The sequence below is a fragment of the Lutibacter sp. genome, assembly GCF_013041805.1.
GTDB lineage: Bacteria > Bacteroidota > Bacteroidia > Flavobacteriales > Flavobacteriaceae > Lutibacter.
The window spans coordinates 1-18,588 of sequence record NZ_JABDRI010000021.1; the positions used below are offsets into that span (position 1 = coordinate 1).

Annotated in this window: 15 protein-coding genes and 1 tRNA gene; 12 read left to right on the plus strand and 4 right to left on the minus strand. The window is 30.0% G+C overall.

The window, feature by feature from the left end; translation table 11 throughout:
* The 3 genes from HKP59_RS03145 to HKP59_RS03155 form a co-directional block, all read left to right on the plus strand.
* Window positions 1-494, plus strand: a 494-nt coding sequence (locus tag HKP59_RS03145) for an ABC transporter permease (RefSeq protein WP_291803365.1), incomplete at its 5' end; no start/stop codon positions are given.
* A 16-nt stretch (window positions 495-510) separates the two neighbouring features.
* A complete protein-coding gene (locus HKP59_RS03150) occupies window positions 511-1,338 on the plus strand; it encodes a mechanosensitive ion channel domain-containing protein (RefSeq protein WP_291803367.1) in 828 nt (275 codons plus the stop codon).
* A 73-nt stretch (window positions 1,339-1,411) separates the two neighbouring features.
* Entirely contained in the window at window positions 1,412-2,578 is a 1,167-nt protein-coding gene (locus HKP59_RS03155) for a sigma-54 dependent transcriptional regulator (RefSeq protein ID WP_291803391.1), read from the plus strand.
* A gap of 42 nt (window positions 2,579-2,620) precedes the next feature.
* Here the strand turns inward: HKP59_RS03155 and HKP59_RS03160 are convergent, their stop codons facing one another.
* From HKP59_RS03160 to uvrA, 4 genes are all read right to left on the minus strand, one after another.
* On the minus strand, window positions 2,621-5,071 hold the full coding sequence (locus tag HKP59_RS03160; RefSeq protein ID WP_291803369.1) for a thiamine pyrophosphate-dependent enzyme: 2,451 nt from the start codon (window positions 5,069-5,071) through the stop codon (window positions 2,621-2,623).
* Window positions 5,072-5,228: 157 nt separating this feature from the next.
* Complete coding sequence (locus HKP59_RS03165) at window positions 5,229-8,045, minus strand: aminopeptidase (protein WP_291803371.1); 2,817 nt, start codon at window positions 8,043-8,045, stop codon at window positions 5,229-5,231.
* A 10-nt stretch (window positions 8,046-8,055) separates the two neighbouring features.
* A complete protein-coding gene (locus HKP59_RS03170) occupies window positions 8,056-8,766 on the minus strand; it encodes a TIGR00730 family Rossman fold protein (protein ID WP_291803373.1) in 711 nt (236 codons plus the stop codon).
* Between the two features lie 48 nt (window positions 8,767-8,814).
* Entirely contained in the window at window positions 8,815-11,640 is a 2,826-nt protein-coding gene (uvrA, locus tag HKP59_RS03175) for an excinuclease ABC subunit UvrA (protein WP_291803375.1), read from the minus strand.
* A 106-nt stretch (window positions 11,641-11,746) separates the two neighbouring features.
* On the opposite strand from uvrA, the gene HKP59_RS03180 reads away from it, so the two are divergent.
* The 9 genes from HKP59_RS03180 to HKP59_RS03220 all read left to right on the plus strand — a co-directional run bounded on the left by HKP59_RS03180 (window position 11,747) and on the right by HKP59_RS03220 (window position 18,545).
* Window positions 11,747-11,974, plus strand: coding sequence for a PspC domain-containing protein (locus tag HKP59_RS03180; RefSeq protein ID WP_291803377.1), 228 nt, complete (start codon window positions 11,747-11,749; stop codon window positions 11,972-11,974).
* Window positions 11,975-11,980: 6 nt separating this feature from the next.
* Window positions 11,981-12,976 (plus strand): TrkA family potassium uptake protein, encoded by a 996-nt coding sequence (locus HKP59_RS03185; RefSeq protein WP_291803379.1) that lies wholly within the window; start codon window positions 11,981-11,983, stop codon window positions 12,974-12,976.
* A gap of 106 nt (window positions 12,977-13,082) precedes the next feature.
* Window positions 13,083-14,678 (plus strand): alanine/glycine:cation symporter family protein, encoded by a 1,596-nt coding sequence (locus tag HKP59_RS03190; RefSeq protein ID WP_291803381.1) that lies wholly within the window; start codon window positions 13,083-13,085, stop codon window positions 14,676-14,678.
* Window positions 14,679-14,692: 14 nt separating this feature from the next.
* Entirely contained in the window at window positions 14,693-15,565 is an 873-nt protein-coding gene (locus tag HKP59_RS03195; protein WP_291803383.1) for a helix-hairpin-helix domain-containing protein, read from the plus strand.
* A gap of 27 nt (window positions 15,566-15,592) precedes the next feature.
* The gene (locus tag HKP59_RS03200; protein ID WP_291803385.1) at window positions 15,593-16,759 is read left to right on the plus strand and encodes an acyl-CoA dehydrogenase family protein; all 1,167 of its coding nucleotides are present in this window, start codon (window positions 15,593-15,595) and stop codon (window positions 16,757-16,759) included.
* Between the two features lie 147 nt (window positions 16,760-16,906).
* Window positions 16,907-17,104, plus strand: a complete 198-nt coding sequence (gene rpsU / locus HKP59_RS03205; RefSeq protein ID WP_291797986.1) for a 30S ribosomal protein S21 — start codon at window positions 16,907-16,909, stop codon at window positions 17,102-17,104.
* Between the two features lie 78 nt (window positions 17,105-17,182).
* On the plus strand, window positions 17,183-18,070 hold the full coding sequence (locus HKP59_RS03210) for a tyrosine-type recombinase/integrase (RefSeq protein WP_291803387.1): 888 nt from the start codon (window positions 17,183-17,185) through the stop codon (window positions 18,068-18,070).
* Window positions 18,071-18,076: 6 nt separating this feature from the next.
* Window positions 18,077-18,376: a ribosome-associated translation inhibitor RaiA gene (raiA, locus tag HKP59_RS03215; RefSeq protein WP_291803389.1), complete on the plus strand. Its 300-nt coding sequence runs from the start codon at window positions 18,077-18,079 to the stop codon at window positions 18,374-18,376.
* 95 nt (window positions 18,377-18,471) lie between these two features.
* Window positions 18,472-18,545, plus strand: a tRNA-Thr gene (locus HKP59_RS03220).
* Window positions 18,546-18,588: the final 43 nt, after the last annotated feature.

An 18,588-nucleotide genomic window follows, 5' to 3' on the forward strand; every position in this document is an offset into this window, starting at 1 on the left:
ATCCAGAAGCGGTACAACAAGTTCAACAAGCTTCAGCAAGTGAAATACAAATTGTACTGCAAGAAATTAAAGGGCTTCCAATTTTAACTATGTTTTTTTCATTTATAGTTTACTTTTTAGGAGGTTATTTAATTTATAGCTCAATATATGCAGCTATTGGAGCGGCTGTTGATAGTGAAACAGATACTCAACAATTTATGATGCCAGTTTTAATGCCTTTAATTATAGCTATTTATGTTGGTTTTTCAGTAATTGAAAATCCACATGGACCAATAGCATTAGGTTTTTCATTATTTCCACTTACATCACCAATTGTTATGCTAATGCGTATTCCTTTTGGGGTTCCTTGGTGGCAAATCGTAGTTTCTATGCTGTTGCTTATTATAACTTTTATTGCAATCGTATGGTTTGCTGCAAAAATATATAGAGTTGGGATTTTAATGTATGGTAAAAAACCAGGATATAAAGAATTGTATAAATGGTTGAAGTATTAATTTGTAATTTTAAATTATGGATAAAATAGTTGAATTTTTAAATTATGAATTTACAATTGGTAAGGATATTACGATTTCAATAAAAGCTATTTTACTAATATGTATTGTTTTATTTGCCACATCACTTCTCATGAAGTGGGCAAGAAAATTTATAACACGTAAACTGCCAGATGATGATAAGGTAAAATTTGTTTCCCTTTTTTCTTACGGGAAGTGGTTTATTTATGTAATAATAATATTAATGTTATTTCATAACATAGGTGTAAATGTCACTGCAATTTTTGCAGCTTCAACGGCATTGTTAGTTGGAGTTGGATTAGCTTTACAAACTTTATTTCAAGACATTATATCGGGGATTTTCATTCTTCTAGACCAATCAGTTCATGTAGGAGATATTATTGAGCTTGACGGTAAAATTGGTCGTGTTGAAAATATAAAATTAAGAACTACAAGAGCAGTAACGATTGATAATAAAGTACTCATTATACCAAACCATTTATATCTAACTAATAGCTTGTATAACTGGACAGAAAATGGTACTGAAACGAGAGAAAATGTTACTGTAGGAGTTGCGTATGGGAGTGATGTACAATTAGTTAAAAAACTATTGGTACAAGCGGCCAATTCACATCCTTCAGTTTTAAAAGAACCTGTACCCTTAGTATTATTTACTAATTTTGGAGACAGTTCTTTAGATTTTAAATTGATTTTTACTTTGAATAATAGTTTTGAAGCAGGTGTTCCAAAAAGTGATATTCGATTTGAAATTGATAAATTATTTAGAGAAAATAACATAGTAATACCTTTTCCCCAAAGAGATGTTCATATGTACAAAACAAAGTAATATTGTAAATAGAATATTTTGGTGTAATTTTTGAAAGACTTTGACCGAATTAAATATTAAAAAAAGTAATATGTTGTCAAGAATATTAATTATTGAAGATGAAGCTGCGATTCGCAGAGTATTAAAAAAAATTATTTCTGAAGAAAATGAAAAATACCTAGTTGAGGAAGCCGAAGATGGCTTGGCTGGTATTGAAATGATTTCGAAGTCTGATTTTGATTTAGTATTGTGCGATATTAAAATGCCAAAAATGGATGGCGTTGAAGTTCTTGAAAAAGTTAAAAAATTAAAACCAGAAATTCCAATAGTAATGATTTCTGGACATGGAGATTTAGATACGGCTGTAAATACAATGCGTTTAGGAGCCTTTGATTATATTTCAAAACCACCTGATTTAAATCGCTTGTTAAATACTGTTAGAAATGCACTTGATAAAAAAGAACTTGTTGTTGAAAATAAACTTTTAAAGAAAAAAGTTAGCAAAAAGTATGACATGATTGGTCAAAGTGAAGCGATATCGAACATTAAATCAATGATTGAAAAAGTGGCTCCTACGGATGCTCGTGTATTTATAACAGGACCAAATGGTACTGGTAAAGAGTTGGTTGCTCATTGGCTGCACGAAAAAAGTGAAAGAACAAAAGGGCCTATGGTGGAAGTTAATTGCGCGGCAATTCCTTCTGAATTAATTGAAAGCGAATTATTTGGACACGTTAAAGGTTCTTTTACTGGCGCGAATAAAGACAGAGCAGGAAAATTTGAGGCTGCTAATGGTGGTACTATTTTCTTAGATGAAATTGGAGATATGAGTCTTTCTGCTCAAGCTAAAGTTTTAAGAGCTTTACAAGAAAATAAAATTTCTAGAGTTGGAAGCGATAAGGATATTAAGGTTGATGTAAGAGTTATAGCCGCAACTAATAAAGATCTAAGGAAAGAAATTAGCGAAGGTAAATTTAGAGAAGATTTGTATCATAGATTAGCTGTTATTTTAATAAAAGTGCCCGCCCTAAATGAAAGAAGAGAAGACATTCCATTACTTATAGACTTTTTTTCAGAACAGATTGGAAATGAACAAGGTACAGTGAAGAAATATTTCTCAGAATCAGCAATTAAATTATTACAAGACTACGATTGGACTGGTAATATTAGAGAGCTAAGAAACGTAGTTGAACGTCTAATTATTTTAGGAGGAAAAGAAGTTTCTGAAAATGACGTAAAACTTTTTGCGAGTAAACAATAAATAAATAAAAATCCTACAATTGTAGGATTTTTATTTTAAATTTTAATAGAGCTTTTTATATTTCATTGGATTTACCTCATGCATGATATTATATATGGCTTCAAAAATATCTTCTGCATTTGGTTTAGAAAAATAATCACCATCAGTTCCATAAGCTGCTCTATGTTCTTTTGCTGTTAATGTAACTGGTTTACTATCTAAATAATCATATGCATTTTGCTTTTCCAAAATTTCATTTAATAAATAAGCAGAGGCTCCTCCAGGAACATCTTCATCAATAACAATAAGTCTGTTAGTTTTTTTAATACTTTTTAAAACATCGTGCTTATTGTCAAACGGTAATAAGCATTGAGCATCAATAATTTCAATATCTATATCAACTTGAGCTAAACTATTTACAGTTTCTTCAACAATTTTTAAAGTCGAACCATATGAAACAATTGTGATATCTGTTCCGTTTTTAATAGTTTCAACAACACCAATAGGTGTTTTAAATTCACCAAAATTATTAGGAAGTTTTTCTTTTAGGCGGTATCCATTTAAATTTTCAACAATTAATGCTGGTTCATCACATTCTAATAATGTATTGTAAAATCCAGCCGCTTTAGTCATATTTCTTGGAACTAATATATTCATTCCTCTTAATAAGTGAACAATGGCGCCCATAGGAGAGCCTGAATGCCAAATTCCTTCCAATCTATGCCCACGAGTTCTAACAATTAAAGGAGCTTTTTGTTTTCCTAGTGTTCTATAATGTAGCGTTGCTAAATCATCACTTAAGATTTGTAATCCATATAATAAATAGTCTAAATATTGTATTTCTGCAATTGGTCGTAATCCTCTCAATGCCATACCAATACCTTGACCAATTATTGTTGCTTCTCTTATTCCAGTATCTGAAACTCTTAATTTACCATATTTTTCTTGTAATCCAACTAAGCCTTGGTTTACATCTCCAATATTTCCAGTGTCTTCACCAAAAATAAAGACGTTATTATATTTTGAAAATAAGGTATCAAAATTATCCTTTATAATAATTCTAGCATCAACCAATTCGGCATTTTTATCATATGTAGGAAGCACTTCTTTTGAAAGACTAGCTCTTTGGTCGGTTTGACTGTATAGATGAGAACTATATTTTGGTTGCTTCGTTTTGATATAATTAATGGTCCAATTTTGTAACTGAGTTTTTTCTGTTAAACTTTCATCTCTTACATAGATCAATGCTTTTCTCGCGGTAGCAAGAATATCTTTTCTTAAAGGTTCATAAACAGAAGCTAAGTCATTTATTAATTTACTAATAAATGCCTTATTTTTACTTTTTTCGGAGAGGTTATTTAATATATTTAAAAGAGTTATTTTTTCTTCTTTTATAGGATTTAAAAAAGCATTCCAAGCCTCTCTTTTAGCAGCGCTAACTTCTTTTTTTGCATCTTTTTCAATTTTAATTAGCTCTTCCTCAGAATCTATAAATTTTAATGTATTATTTTGATCATCTGTTAAGTTAAACTCAAGAATCCAGTCTCGCATTTTAATAATACAATCGTTTTGTTTTTCCCAGGTTAACCGTTCTTTTGTTTTGTAACGTTCATGAGAGCCGGAAGTTGAATGACCTTGTGGTTGTGTTAAATCCTTTACATGAATTAACACAGGAACATGTTCTTCTCTCGCTATTTTTGAAGCTTTATGGTAAATATCAATTAATTTAGGATAATCCCATCCTTCCACTACTAAAATTTGATATCCTTTTGAATTATTATCTCTTTGAAAACCTTTCAAAATTTCTGAAATATTTTCCTTTGTTGTTTGGTATTTAGCTGGTACTGAGATACCATAATCATCATCCCAAACACTTATTATCATGGGCACTTGTAATACACCAGCAGCATTAATTGTTTCAAAAAATATTCCTTCAGAAGTACTCGCATTACCTATAGTTCCCCAAGAGATTTCATTCCCGTTGTTAGAAAATTTAGAATTCTTTATTTCTGGAAGTTCTCTAAATAATTTTGACGCGTGTGCAATCCCTAACATTCGCGGCATTTGTGCGGCAGTAGGTGAGATATCACCACTTGAATTATATTGTTCTGTTAAATTTTTAAATTGTCCATTTTCATCTAAACTGTGTGTTGCAAAGTGTCCTCCCATTTGTCTTCCTCCAGACATTGGGTCTGCATTAATATCAGCATGGGCATATAATCCAGCAAAAAATTGTTGAGGTGTTAATTCGCCTATCGCCATCATAAATGTTTGATCACGATAATAGCCAGACCTAAAGTCACCTTTTTTAAATGCTTTTGCCATTGCTAATTGTGGAACTTCTTTTCCATCACCAAAAATGCCAAATTTTGCTTTTCCAGTTAAAACTTCTCTTCGACCCAGAATACTACATTCTCTGCTTACAACTGCTGTTTTGTAATCTTGTAATACTTCTTTTTTAAACTCTTTGAAAGATAATGGTTCAAGGTTTTTAGATGAAGGTTTTACTTTCATATTTTTGATTTTTTTAGTTGTGCAAAGGTAGTATTTTTATATGATAGATAAAAATAAGGCAGGCAAATCAAAATTTATTGAATATAACTTTGAAAAAGGGACAGTTAGCTATGAATTTATTAGTAATTGAGTTTTGAGAATCTATTTTTAACAAAAATTAATAGAATCCTCTTCTAATAAAGTTGAAGATTTTTTTTGGCTTTATAACTAATACAAATCTAATTTTTGAGCTGTAATTGGGTTGTGAAGTTTCCCATCCTAAATTTGAATGAAATGGAAAATAGACTTCAAGAATATCTTGAATAAAATTTAATCTTACTCCATTTTCATGAGCAAAATATACTTTTTGATTTCTATTTTTTACAAAACCAACGTCACTATAAACTTCTAACCATCTCCATAAGCCAATACTTGTATTTATAGTACTAAGCCATTGGTTTGCATATGAAACAGGCAATATTGATTTAAAGCCACCTTCATTTATGATGATTTGTTGACTGAAAAAACCAGTTGTTTCCGATCTTCCTAAATAATCATATCTAAACAAGTAATCAGTAGGTCTGTCTAGAGCAAAGCTAAAAAAGTCTGTAGAAGTATTATTTTTAATGAAAGAGCCCGCAAAAAATCTAAAGTCAAATTGTCTATTAGTATCTGTTAATTTTCTAAAATGAGCAGTTAATGATATTTTGCTAAACTTACTAGAAACTTCAAATCCGGTAGAAAATCTAAAATCGTCAATGATTTCTGGTCTGGAATATCCATAATTAAGACTAAAAACATTGTATTTATTAGCTTCGTTAGGTTGAGTTTGAGTAAGAGATCTTTCACGATCTACGATGGTATATGAAGCACTAATAGCATTTCTACTAACGTCTCTTAAGCTTTTCCGTTTAAATTCAAGTAAAGCGAAAGGAGTAAGAGTTGTGTAGGTTAAGTTTTCAGCATATTGAAAAGTACTTCCTGAAATTCCCGCTAAGAATCTATCTACTTGCTTATTTTCGGGTAAATATTCATATAAAAAAGAAAATGTTCCGGAGAGAGCTTTACTCGTTGTTCCAAAAGATGGTGTAAGTTTATATTGAAAACTTTTATTAAGTAATGTTTTATTTGAAATAGCCAAACCTAAAACTGCTCCATCATAATAGTTGTACCTAAATACGGGTGTGTAAAAAAACTGATTATAATATGGGTTTTCAATATCTTTCAAGAACTTTACCTGTAAAGGTCTGTTGAATAATTTTTTATCAACACTTTTCCAATTATTCCTTAAGTTATATTCAGGAAGTATAGATTCATAATTTAATGAAAGTTTGTCAAAACCATTGGTAGGAATTTTAATTGTTGTAAGAGAATCTATGTTTGAGAGCCATTTAGTAAATTTAATTTCTTGATCTTTTACTCCATACAATTTAATTGGTGTGGTAAACTTTCGTCTATTTAAAATGCTTACTTCAAGTGAATCATTATTTTTTTTAATTTTTTTAATAGTATAATCTATTTTTTTATTTGTTTGTAAATAGTCATTTTCAAACCAGTCGATATCTTTAATAGAGGCAACTTTTAAAAATTTAATAAAATCATTACTTTCAATTTTTTTTCCAGAATTTTTATAAGAAAAGTCATAGATAATATCAGGCATAGAAATATCGTCTAAATAGGTTTCTAAATATTTAATACCTAATCCGGCTTTATATTTATTTACAATTTTTCTATTAAAGTTAGAAAGCGAATCCGCTTGTGCTGTTAGCGCTTGATCTAAATTTTTTCTTGCAGCGAATTGATATACAAAAGGGTATTTATCATTGAAATCAATTTTGGCTAAATTGAAACCTTTAACACCCCATAATTGAGAAATATTTCCAATAGCTTTCACTTCAGGATAAAACCTTTCTACATACTTTATCATTAAATAAGTTTGTAAGCCGTCTGCAAGCCAATAGTCAGTTCTTTTATTGAATAAAAAAACTTGTTCAATATATTTTTTAGAGAGTACCTTAAATAACTGAATATCCCATTCAAAAGCATCACTATAAGCAGCTAAAAATGAAGGTAATTGATTGAATCCATAAACCGGATTTTTGTCATACTCTATTTTATTTAGCAACAGTTTATCTTGAGGGAATTTTCCTAAATATGTCTGAATAAAATGAAACTCTCTTTTTAAAATGCTAGACTTTAAATTTTCACTTAGTTCCTCCGAATCTAAATTTGTACTAATTTCTATTTCAGATAAGTCATATGAAACAAAGTCACTATTTTTTGTAATATTTAATTCTATATCTAATTTGTTTTTACCAGTCAGTAAATAATTGTTAAAATTTGAAGTAATTGTATTTGTTGAATTTAAATCACTATTTACTATAAAATCTTTTGGAACTTTTAAATCTATTTGGTAATTGGTAAAATCCATACACAAATCATCCATATCTAAATTATTGAATAATACCCATTTATTGGAGTATACGGCCGGTGTGATATACCAATATTTCAAATTATATATTTCTTCATTGACACCATAATCCGTAAACTTATCACTCGGAATTTTAACAATGTATGTGGCACTTATAAGTACAGAGTCTTTTGGGTTTAGTGATTTGTTAAGATTAACTTTTAAGATATCAGGATTTTCTTCAGTGATTTCCCAAGTAGCAATTTCAAAATCTGTAGAAATACTTTTTATGACTGAACTCCCTCGATTTTTGTCATTAGTAAAATGAAATGTTTTAGAGTAATTTTCAATAAAACGTTTAGCTAATGGTGTGTTCTTATCTTTATATGAATTTGCCCAATTATGAAAATAAATGACATTTAAAATGCTATCTGATTTGTTATGGAAAACTGTTTCTTGTTTTATTTTAATTTCATTGGTGTCTGAATTTAAAACAGCTGAAATTTTTATATTATTAGTAGCTTGAGCAAAAATATTCGAACTAAAAATAAAGCTTAAAATTATATGAAATAGTATTTTTTTCAAAAGGGGCAGTTTAGAAATTTGGACTTAAACTATATTTTTTATAAAAAGTATTTATAACATCTAAAACTTCCTCTTCATTATCAACTAAAGAAATTAAATCCAAATCTTTTGGACTAATTGTTCCCGCTTCAAGTAATGTATTTTTAATCCAATCCATAAGTCCTCCCCAAAATTTTCTTCCTACCAAAACAATTGGAAATTTTCCTATTTTTCTTGTTTGAATTAGTGTAATTGCTTCAAAAAGTTCATCTAATGTTCCAAAGCCACCTGGCATAACTACAAATCCTTGAGAGTATTTTACAAACATTACTTTTCGCACAAAAAAGTAATCAAAGTCTAGACTTTTATCAGGATCTATATATGGATTATCATGTTGTTCAAATGGCAGATCAATGTTTAGGCCAACAGATATCCCTTTTCCTCTTGCAGCACCTCTATTTCCAGCTTCCATAATTCCAGGGCCACCTCCAGTAACTACTCCGTATCCATTTTGTGTTAGTTCAAAAGCAATATTTTCAGCTAATTTGTAATACTTTTCGCCAGGTTTTGTTCTTGCTGAACCAAATACGCTTACACATGGTCCAATTTTACTCAAACGCTCGAAGCCCTCAACAAATTCGGCCATAATTTTAAATATTGCCCAAGCGTCATTAGTTTTAACTTCATTCCAGGTCTTTTGCTTAAACTTTTCTCTAATTTTTCTATCCTCGTTAGGTGTCATAAGTATTCATTTTTCAATTGCTAAATAACAGTATTTTAAATTAGGTTACTAATTTAATTCTTTTTTTAAATAATGTGCTGTGTAACTTTTTTTGTGAGTACTAATTTTTTCTGGAGACCCAAAACAAATTAATTGACCGCCTTTTTTACCGCCTTCCATTCCTATATCAATAATATAATCCGCTAGTTTTATTACATCTAAATTATGTTCTATGACGAGAATGGTATTTCCTTTATTGGCTAATTTATTTAAAACTTCCATAAGAACCCTAATATCTTCAAAGTGAAGTCCTGTTGTAGGCTCATCTAAAATATAAAACGTATTTCCAGTATCTTTTTTTGATAGCTCAGAAGCTAGTTTAATTCGTTGAGCTTCTCCACCAGAAAGTGTTGTAGATTGCTGACCTAATGTAATATAGCCTAAACCAACATCATGAATTGTTTTAAGTTTTCTATAAATTTTTGGAATATGTTCAAAAAAATCAACTGCATCATCGATAGTCATATTTAATACATCTGAAATAGATTTTCCTTTGTATCTAATTTCTAGAGTTTCTCTATTAAAACGTTTGCCTTGGCAAGTTTCACATTCAACATGTACATCGGGTAAAAAGTTCATTTCAATAACACGAACACCGCCACCTTGGCAAGTTTCACATCTTCCACCTTTTACATTAAATGAAAACCTTCCGGGTTTATACCCTCTAATGGAAGCTTCACTTGTTTTGGCATATAAACTTCTAATTTCACTAAAAACGCCGGTATATGTAGCTGGATTTGACCTTGGGGTTCTACCAATTGGCGATTGATCTATATCTATTACTTTATCAATATGTTCTAGTCCTTTAACAGTTTTATAAGGCATTGGTTTTTTTACGCCTCTATAAATATGTTTGTTTAAGATAGGATATAATGTTTCGTTTATTAAGGTAGACTTTCCACTACCTGAAACACCAGTTACACATATAAGTTTTCCTAAAGGAAAATCAACCGTTAGATTTTTTAAATTATTACCTGTAGCACCTGTTAACGTTATTTTTTTACCATTCCCTTTTCTTCTTTCTTTGGGTACTTCAATTATTTTTGTACCATTTAAATAATCGGCCGTTAATGTTTTGTGCTGTTTTAATTCCAGAAAAGTTCCTTCACTAACAATTTCACCGCCGTGATGCCCGGCTCCTGGACCAATATCTAATACAAAATCGGCATGTTCAATCATATCTTTGTCATGCTCCACAACAATAATTGAATTCCCAATATCTCTTAAGTGTATTAAAGAGTCGATTAATTTTTTATTATCCCGCTGATGTAAGCCAATACTCGGTTCATCTAAAATATAAAGCACACCGACCAATTGAGAGCCAATTTGAGTAGCTAATCGTATGCGCTGGGCTTCTCCACCTGACAATGATTTAGAACTTCGATCTAAAGATAAATAGTCGAGGCCAACATTTAATAAAAACTGAATTCTAGTTCGAATTTCTTTTAATATTTCTGATGCTATTTTTAGTTGTTTTTCACTTAGCTGTTCTTCTAGGTTTTCAAACCAAGTCGCAAGTTCTAAAATATCTAATTGAGCTAGTTCGCTAATATTTTTTTTGTTTAATTTAAAATAAAGCGCTTCTTTTTTAAGCCTTTTACCTTCACATGAATCACAAGAAACTTCATCCATAAAATTTTTGGCCCATCGTTTTATGGAAGTGGAATCGCTAGACTTATATTGATTTTCAATAAAATTAATAATACCTTCAAAATCAATTTCATAATTTCTAGTTATTCCAACTGTTTTTGAGGTTATTTTAAATTTTTCATTTCCACCGTTTAAAATAATTTCAAGGGCTTCCTTAGGAATTTTAGAAATTGGATCGGTTAATTGAAATTTATAACGATCTGCAATTAGTTGAAGTTGTTTAAAAATCCAACTATTTTTTTGCTCTCCAATTGGAAGAATACCTCCACTTTTTATAGATATATTATTATCTGGGATGATCTTTTTAAAATTTATTTTGTTTATTTTTCCTAGACCATTACATTTATTACAGGCTCCTTTTGGAGAATTAAACGAAAAGTTATTAGGTTCAGGGTTTGGATATGAAATGCCTGTTTCTGGGCACATTAAATCGCGACTAAAATAGCGTGGTGTATTTGTTTCGTGTTCTAAAACCATTAATATATTATCACCAGAATATAAAGCAGTTGTAATTGTTTCTTCTAATCTTTTATCTGATGAGGTATTTACAAGTAATCTATCAATCACAATTTCAATGTCATGAGTTTTGTAGCGGTCAATTCGCATTCCTTTTTCAATATCTAAAATCTCTCCATCAACGCGCACTTTTACAAAACCTTGTTTTCCAATTTGCTCAAAAAGTTCTCTGTAATGACCTTTTCTAGATTTTACAACTGGTGCTAAAATCACTATTTTTTTTCCATTGAAATCTTTTAGAATAAGTTCTTTAATTTGCTCATCACTATAGCTTACCATTTTTTTATTGGTATTGTAAGAGTAAGCATCTGAAGCTCTTGAGTATAACAAACGTAAAAAATCGTAAATCTCAGTAATTGTCCCTACGGTAGAACGTGGACTTTTATTGGTTGTTTTTTGTTCAATTGAAATTACAGGAGAAAGTCCGTCAATTTTATCAACATCAGGCCTTTCTAAGCCACCTAAAAACTGTCTTGCATAGGCAGAAAAAGTTTCAATATATCGTCTCTGTCCTTCGGCATAGATAGTATCAAAAGCCAGTGAGGATTTTCCACTACCACTTAAACCTGTAATAACTACAAGCTTTTCTCGTGGAATACGAACATCAATATTTTTTAAATTATGAACTCGAGCGCCAACAACTTCAATATATTCTTCGTGTTTTGTCATTTATTTTTTGGAAAGTTGCAAAGTTAATTAATTGTAAGTATAAATCTTAGTAAAGAGTTAAATCTTATTTTGGAAATTAGTATATTGCGTTAAAAATTTTAAACTTTTGGATTGGATTGATTCTTTACGACATTATTTTGAAAAACACGGTTTTGCTGTTTCCTCAAGATTAGCAGATAGGCTAGGGATGAGCGTTTCTAATGTGCGCTTATTTTTTATATATATTTCTTTTGTAACATTTGGTTTTTCATTTGGAATATATTTGACATTAGCATTTTTACTAAAGTTAAAAGATATGATTTATACAAAAAGAAATTCAGTTTTTGATTTATAAAAGAGGATGGCTGTAAGAACAAAATTATATATTTCTTTAATTTTAATAACGATAGTTTTATTTATAGGAGTATCTGGGTATACAATTATTTCAAATGAGAGCTTAATTGATTCCTTGTATATGACTGTAATTACAATGTCTACAGTTGGATTTGGTACATTACACGAATTAAATCAAACAGAAAAACTTTTCACTATAGGATTAATTGTACTCAGCATTGGAGTTTATGGTTATTTTGTTACAGCTTTAACAGAATATTTAGCAAACGACAATTTTTTTCAACTTTTAAAATATAAAAAAATGCAACAAAAAATTCAGAAATTAAAGAATCATACTATTGTATGTGGTTATGGTCGTAATGGAAGACAGGCAGTTGTGCAGTTAAAAAAATTTAATATGCCTTGTATTGTAATTGAAAAAGATAAAGAAATTTTAGAGGAGTTAGATAAAGCAAATATGCTATATGTTGAAGGGGATGCTACTGAAGATAAAACATTAAATGAGGCAGCAATAAAAAATGCAAAAAGCTTAATTACTGCTTTGCCATCTGATGCTGATAATTTATTTGTAGTGCTGTCTGCGAGGCAAATAAATAAGGAATTTACAATTATCAGTAGAGCATCGAGCGAATCTTCATTTAAAAAATTAAAAATTGCTGGAGCTACAAATATTATTATGCCAGATAAAATTGGAGGTGAGCATATGGCATCACTGGTAGTAACACCAGATTTAGTTGAATTTGTAGATAAATTAAAAATTTCTGAAGAATGTGATACAAATTTAGAAGAAATAGCAATTAACGATTTACCCAAAGAATTTTTGAATAAAACTTTACTAGATTTAGATTTGAGGAGAAAAACAGGGTGTAATGTGATTGGATTTAAAACATCTAAAAATGAATATATTATCAATCCAGAACCTACAACATCATTAGATTCGGGGTCAAACCTTATTGTACTTGGAAGGCCAAATCAAATTGAGAAGTTACGTCAAATGCTATAAACTTTATCTTTTTATTTTGGGGATATTTCAAGTTTAAAGTTAAAAACTTGTAGCAAACTCATTTTTTTGCCATATTGCAGCTACTTTTTAAAAATTAACAAACATTATGTATAAAAAACTTCTAACTATTATTTCATTAATAGTTCCAGTACTAACTTTTGCCCAAGAAAAAGGATTAGACCAACAAATAGACGAAGCATTTGGAAATGCCACAGGCTGGTTTGTTAATTTTATTTTTTATCAAATACCATTTTCTGAGAATATCCAAATCTATTGGGTGTTGTTTCCTTTAATTTTAGGTGCAACCTATTTTACGTTCTATTTTAACTTTATAAATTTTAAAGGATTTTTTACCTCAATAAAAATTGTAAGTGGAAAGTATGATGATTTAGATGATAGAAAAGATCATAAAGTTGAAGTTTCTGACTCAGTTTTTACTGATGATGGTGATAATCCAGATACGATTAGAGTTGAGGGACATGAAGGTGAAGTATCCCATTTTCAAGCCTTAACGGCTGCATTATCTGCTACTGTTGGTTTAGGAAATATTGCGGGTGTAGCGATTGCAGTTTCAATTGGTGGAGCAGGAGCTACATTTTGGATGATTGTAGCTGGGTTTTTAGGAATGGCATCAAAATTTGTAGAATGTACATTAGGTGTAAAATATAGAGATATTGAATCTGATGGGACCGTTTATGGTGGCCCGATGTATTACTTAACAAAAGGTTTAAAAGACAAAGGTTTAGCAGGCTTAGGAAAAGTTTTAGCAGCTGTTTTTGCTGTTTTTGTAATTGGAGGATCCTTTGGTGGGGGAAATATGTTTCAGGCAAATCAAGCATTTCAATTAGTTGAAAATATAACTGGAGGAGAAAGCTCATTTTTATATGGAAAAGGCTGGTTGTTTGGTGTTATTATGGCTGTTTTAGTTGGGATAGTAATTATTGGTGGAATTAAAAAAATAGCTAAGGTTACCGATAAAATTGTACCTTTTATGGTAGTTATTTATGTGGCAGCTTCTATTTTTGTTCTTATTGCAAAATATGATATGATTGGTGATGCATTTGCACAAATTTTTAATGGAGCCTTTAGTCCTGAAGGTGTAGCTGGTGGAGCGATTGGTGTTCTAGTACAAGGTTTTAGACGAGCAGCATTTTCGAATGAAGCTGGTGTTGGTTCTGCATCTATTGCGCACTCAGCGGTAAAAACGAAGTATCCTGCATCAGAAGGTATGGTTGCTTTGCTAGAACCTTTTATAGATACTGTTGTGGTTTGTACAATGACTGCTTTGGTTTTGATTATTACAGGAAATGTTACTGCAGAAAACGCAAGTTTAAATGATGCCCAAGCAATTTTATTAACCTCTGGAGCATTTGCTTCGGTAATCTCATGGTTCCCTTATGTATTAACCATCGCTGTTGTATTATTTGCATTTAGTACAATGATTTCTTGGTCTTATTATGGTTTTCAAGGTTGGGCTTATTTATTTGGAAGAACTAAAAGAACAGAATATACGTATAAACTTTTATTCTTGGTTTTTGTAGTTATTGGTTCGGCAGCTAGTTTAGGCTCAGTTATTGGATTTTCAGATGCTATGATTTTTGCAATGATGGTTCCTAACATGATTGGATTGGTACTTTTGGCCCCTAAGGTTAAAGGTGAATTAGCTAAATACATGAAAGCAATAAAATCAAGTGTAAAATAGTTTTTTTATAAAATATGAAATTTTTGAAATCCCATTTTAGGTATAATAAAAGCCAGCGAAATGGGATTTTCTTTTTGATTACAGTTATTATTTTTCTCCAATTTATTTTCTTTTTTGTTGATTTTTCTTCTGATGAAAATATTGATTTTTCTACAAATGAAATTATAGAATTTCAAGCTGAAATGGATTCTTTAAAACGTATAGAGTTAGAAAATAGAAAACCAAAAATCTATCCATTTAATCCAAATTTTATAACTGATTATAAAGGATTTCAGCTCGGAATGAGTAATGATGAAATTGATAATCTTTTATTATTTAGAGCTAAAGGTAAATATGTTAATTCAATACATCAGTTTCAAGAAGTTACTACAGTTAGTGATAGTTTGTTAAACCTTATAAGTCCCTATTTTAAATTTCCAGATTGGGTAAAAGAGCCAAAATCAAATTCTAAGAATATCAAAGTAGTTAAAAGAAGTATACCCATTTTAAAAAAAGATTTAAATCTTGCGACAATTGCTGATTTGCGAATTGTAAATGGAATAGGAGAAAAACTTGCTAATAGAATAGTAACATATAGAACTAAATTACAAGGGTTTTCATTTAATAATCAATTATATGAAGTATGGAATATTGATAAAGAAATAATTGATAAAGTGTTAATGTATTTTGAAGTTTTTGAAAAGCCCGTTATTAAAAAATTGAATATAAACGAAGCAAGTTTTAAAGAAGTACTATCTATCGTTTATATTGATTATGAACTAACTAAGAAAATTTTTAATTACAGAGATGAAGTTGCTGAAATTCAACATATTGATGAATTAAAAAAAATTGAAGGTTTTCCTTTAGAAAAATTTGATAGAATAGCCTTATATTTGCGCGCTGAATAATTATATAAACTTAAGTTACTTCGCACAATGAATAATATGTATTTTACAGAAGAACACCAATCGTTTAGAGATAGTTTTAGAGATTTTTTACAAAAAGAAGTGGTTCCAAATGTTGATGAATGGGAAAAGGCAGGTGCTATTGATCGTTCTATCTGGAAGAAGTTTGGTGATATGGGCTATTTTGGGATAAATTCTCCTGAGGAATATGGCGGATTAGATTTAGATATTTTTTATACTGTTATATTTTTAGAAGAATTACAAAAAGTAAATTCAGGTGGTTTCGCTGCAGCTATGTGGGCGCATATGTATTTAGCAATGACTCATGTGTGTGAAGAAGGCGATGAAAGAATAAAGCAAGAGTATTTAACCGCAAGTATTCAAGGAGATAAAGTAGGTTGTTTATGTATTTCTGAGCCTTCGGGAGGTTCAGATGTTGCAGGAATGAGAACAACGGCTGTTAAGAAAGGAGATAATTACATTTTAAATGGTTCTAAAACGTTTATTACAAACGGGTTTTATTCCGATTATTTAATAGTCTCAGCTAAAACAGATATGGCTTTAGGAAGTAAAGGAATAAGTATTTTTATTCTTGATAGAGAAACAAAAGGTATTACAGCGACGAAGTTAGATAAACTTGGGTGGAAAGCATCTGATACAGCTGAATTAGCTTTTGATAATGTAGTAATTCCAGCTGATAATTTGTTAGGGGAAGAAGGAAAAGGGTTTCCATATATTATGAGTCATTTTGCACTTGAGCGATTAGTTATGGGTGTTAATGCACATGCAAGGGCAGAATTTGCATTAGAGTATGTACTTAATTATATGTCTGAAAGAGAAGCTTTTGGAAAAACACTTGATAAATTTCAAGCCTTAAGGCATAAAGTTGCAGATATGGCGAGTGAAGTGGAAATGTGTAAGGAATTTAATTATTCTATTGCAAAAAGACTTAGTCAAGGTCAATATATCGTAAAAGAAGCTAGTATGTCTAAATTACTTTCCACAAAAATTGCTGATAAAGTTATTTATGATTGCTTACAATTGCTAGGTGGTTATGGTTATATGGAAGAATATCCAATGGCTAGATTATTTAGAGATAGTAGATTAGGACCAATTGGGGGTGGAACTTCAGAAATTTTGAGAGAAATTATTGCAAAAATGGTGATTGATAAAAAAGAATATAAACCGGCAACTTAAGCCTAAAAGCTGTCCCAAAAGATAAAAAATCAACGAAAGTTAATTTTTAGTTGATTTTTTTATTCAAAATATACACAGTTTTATATTTAGTTGTATATTTGCAATCCAAAATTTAAAAGAGAACAGTTTGAAAGGAGGTGCTAACACATGTTAATTATACCAGTAAAGGACGGAGAAAACATTGATAGAGCGTTAAAACGTTACAAGAGAAAATTTGATCGTACGAAAACAATGAAGAACTTACGTAATCGTAAACAATTCAATAAACCTTCAGTAGTGAAGCGTGCGCAAAATATAAAAGCTCAATATGTTCAAAAATTAAGAACGGCTGAAGAGCAGGGTTAATATTATTTAACTTTAAACAGTTAAACCGTTAGTAAATGAAACTTACAATTTGTAAATTTGTTTATTAACGGTTTTTTTATGCCAATACAATCTTTTTTAAATTATCTAACTTTAGAAAAAAAATACTCTAAGCATACCATAACTGCGTATTTGAATGATTTAAATTCGTTTCAAAAATTTTGTAATAAAGAGTATGACAATCAAAAAATTAGTGATGTCAATTATGCACAAATTAGAAATTGGATTGTACATCTAGTAGAGTCAAAGGTTTCGAACAGAACAATCAACAGAAAAATTTCATCATTAAAATCGTTTTATAAATTTCTTCAGAAATCAAAAAATTTAGAGTTTAATCCTTTAGCTAAACATAAAGCTTTAAAAGTCCCCAAAAAAGTTCAAGTTCCTTTTTCTGAAAAGGAAATAATTTCAGTACTTCACTTATTTGATGATAAAAATGATTTTGAATCTTTAAGGGATAAGTTAATTGTAGAATTATTTTATTCAACAGGAATTAGAAGAAGTGAACTAATCCATATTAAAATTGAGGATATAGATATTGCAAATGAAACTTTTAAAGTTTTAGGAAAGCGTAATAAAGAAAGATATATTCCGTTAATTAAATCAGTGCAAAAGACATTATTGAAATACATAGATATAAGGAAAGAAATAAACACAATTCAGTCTTATTTATTTATAACAAAAAAAGGAAAAATACTATACGATACATTTGTGTATCGAGTAATAAATAATTATTTTAGTACTGTGTCGTCGAAAGTAAAAAAAAGTCCTCATATCATAAGGCATTCTTTTGCCACACATTTATTAAATCAAGGTGCTGATCTAAACTCAGTCAAAGAATTGCTTGGGCATTCTAGTTTAGCATCAACACAAATTTACACCCATAGTAGTTTGGGAAAATTGAAAGAAGTGTATAACCAAGCTCACCCAAGGAGCAAAAAAAACTAATTTATTATGAAAGTAAGAGTACAGTCAGTTAATTTTAATGCCGATGCAGGCCTTATTGAATTTGTAGAGAAAAAAATAAATAGTTTAGAAAAATTCTATGATAAGATAGTTGATTCAGATGTATTTTTAAAAGTTCAACAAACAAGTGATAAAGAGAACAAAGTAGTAGATATTAAATTGAATATTCCAGGAAATGATTTAGTTATTAAAAAGCAATGTAAAACCTTCGAAGAAGGGGTTATGTTAGCTACTGATTCATTAAAAAGACAATTAACAAAAACCAAGGAAAAGATTAGAACAAAATAATATAAAAAAATTATTAGAAAAGTTTTGTTTAAAATTAAAACTTTAATACATTTGCAGTCCGTTAGAAATAGCGGACTTCTTTTATGGAGTAAAATGCCGATGTAGCTCAGCTGGCTAGAGCAGCTGATTTGTAATCAGCAGGTCGTGGGTTCGAGTCCCTCCATCGGCTCAGATCTTTGAAAAATTGGTGAGATACTCAAGTGGCCAACGAG

What these genes read in the sequence shown, in the direction of transcription:
- HKP59_RS03150 (WP_291803367.1), top strand. Translation starts at nt 511, where the DNA reads ATGGATAAAATAGTTGAATTTTTAAATTATGAATTTACAATTGGTAAG.
- HKP59_RS03160 (WP_291803369.1), bottom strand. Translation starts at nt 5,071, where the DNA reads ATGAAAGTAAAACCTTCATCTAAAAACCTTGAACCATTATCTTTCAAA.
- HKP59_RS03170 (WP_291803373.1), bottom strand. Translation starts at nt 8,766, where the DNA reads ATGACACCTAACGAGGATAGAAAAATTAGAGAAAAGTTTAAGCAAAAG.
- uvrA (WP_291803375.1), bottom strand. Translation starts at nt 11,640, where the DNA reads ATGACAAAACACGAAGAATATATTGAAGTTGTTGGCGCTCGAGTTCAT.
- HKP59_RS03185 (WP_291803379.1), top strand. Translation starts at nt 11,981, where the DNA reads ATGGCTGTAAGAACAAAATTATATATTTCTTTAATTTTAATAACGATA.
- HKP59_RS03190 (WP_291803381.1), top strand. Translation starts at nt 13,083, where the DNA reads ATGTATAAAAAACTTCTAACTATTATTTCATTAATAGTTCCAGTACTA.
- HKP59_RS03195 (WP_291803383.1), top strand. Translation starts at nt 14,693, where the DNA reads ATGAAATTTTTGAAATCCCATTTTAGGTATAATAAAAGCCAGCGAAAT.
- HKP59_RS03200 (WP_291803385.1), top strand. Translation starts at nt 15,593, where the DNA reads ATGAATAATATGTATTTTACAGAAGAACACCAATCGTTTAGAGATAGT.
- rpsU (WP_291797986.1), top strand. Translation starts at nt 16,907, where the DNA reads ATGTTAATTATACCAGTAAAGGACGGAGAAAACATTGATAGAGCGTTA.
- HKP59_RS03210 (WP_291803387.1), top strand. Translation starts at nt 17,183, where the DNA reads ATGCCAATACAATCTTTTTTAAATTATCTAACTTTAGAAAAAAAATAC.
- raiA (WP_291803389.1), top strand. Translation starts at nt 18,077, where the DNA reads ATGAAAGTAAGAGTACAGTCAGTTAATTTTAATGCCGATGCAGGCCTT.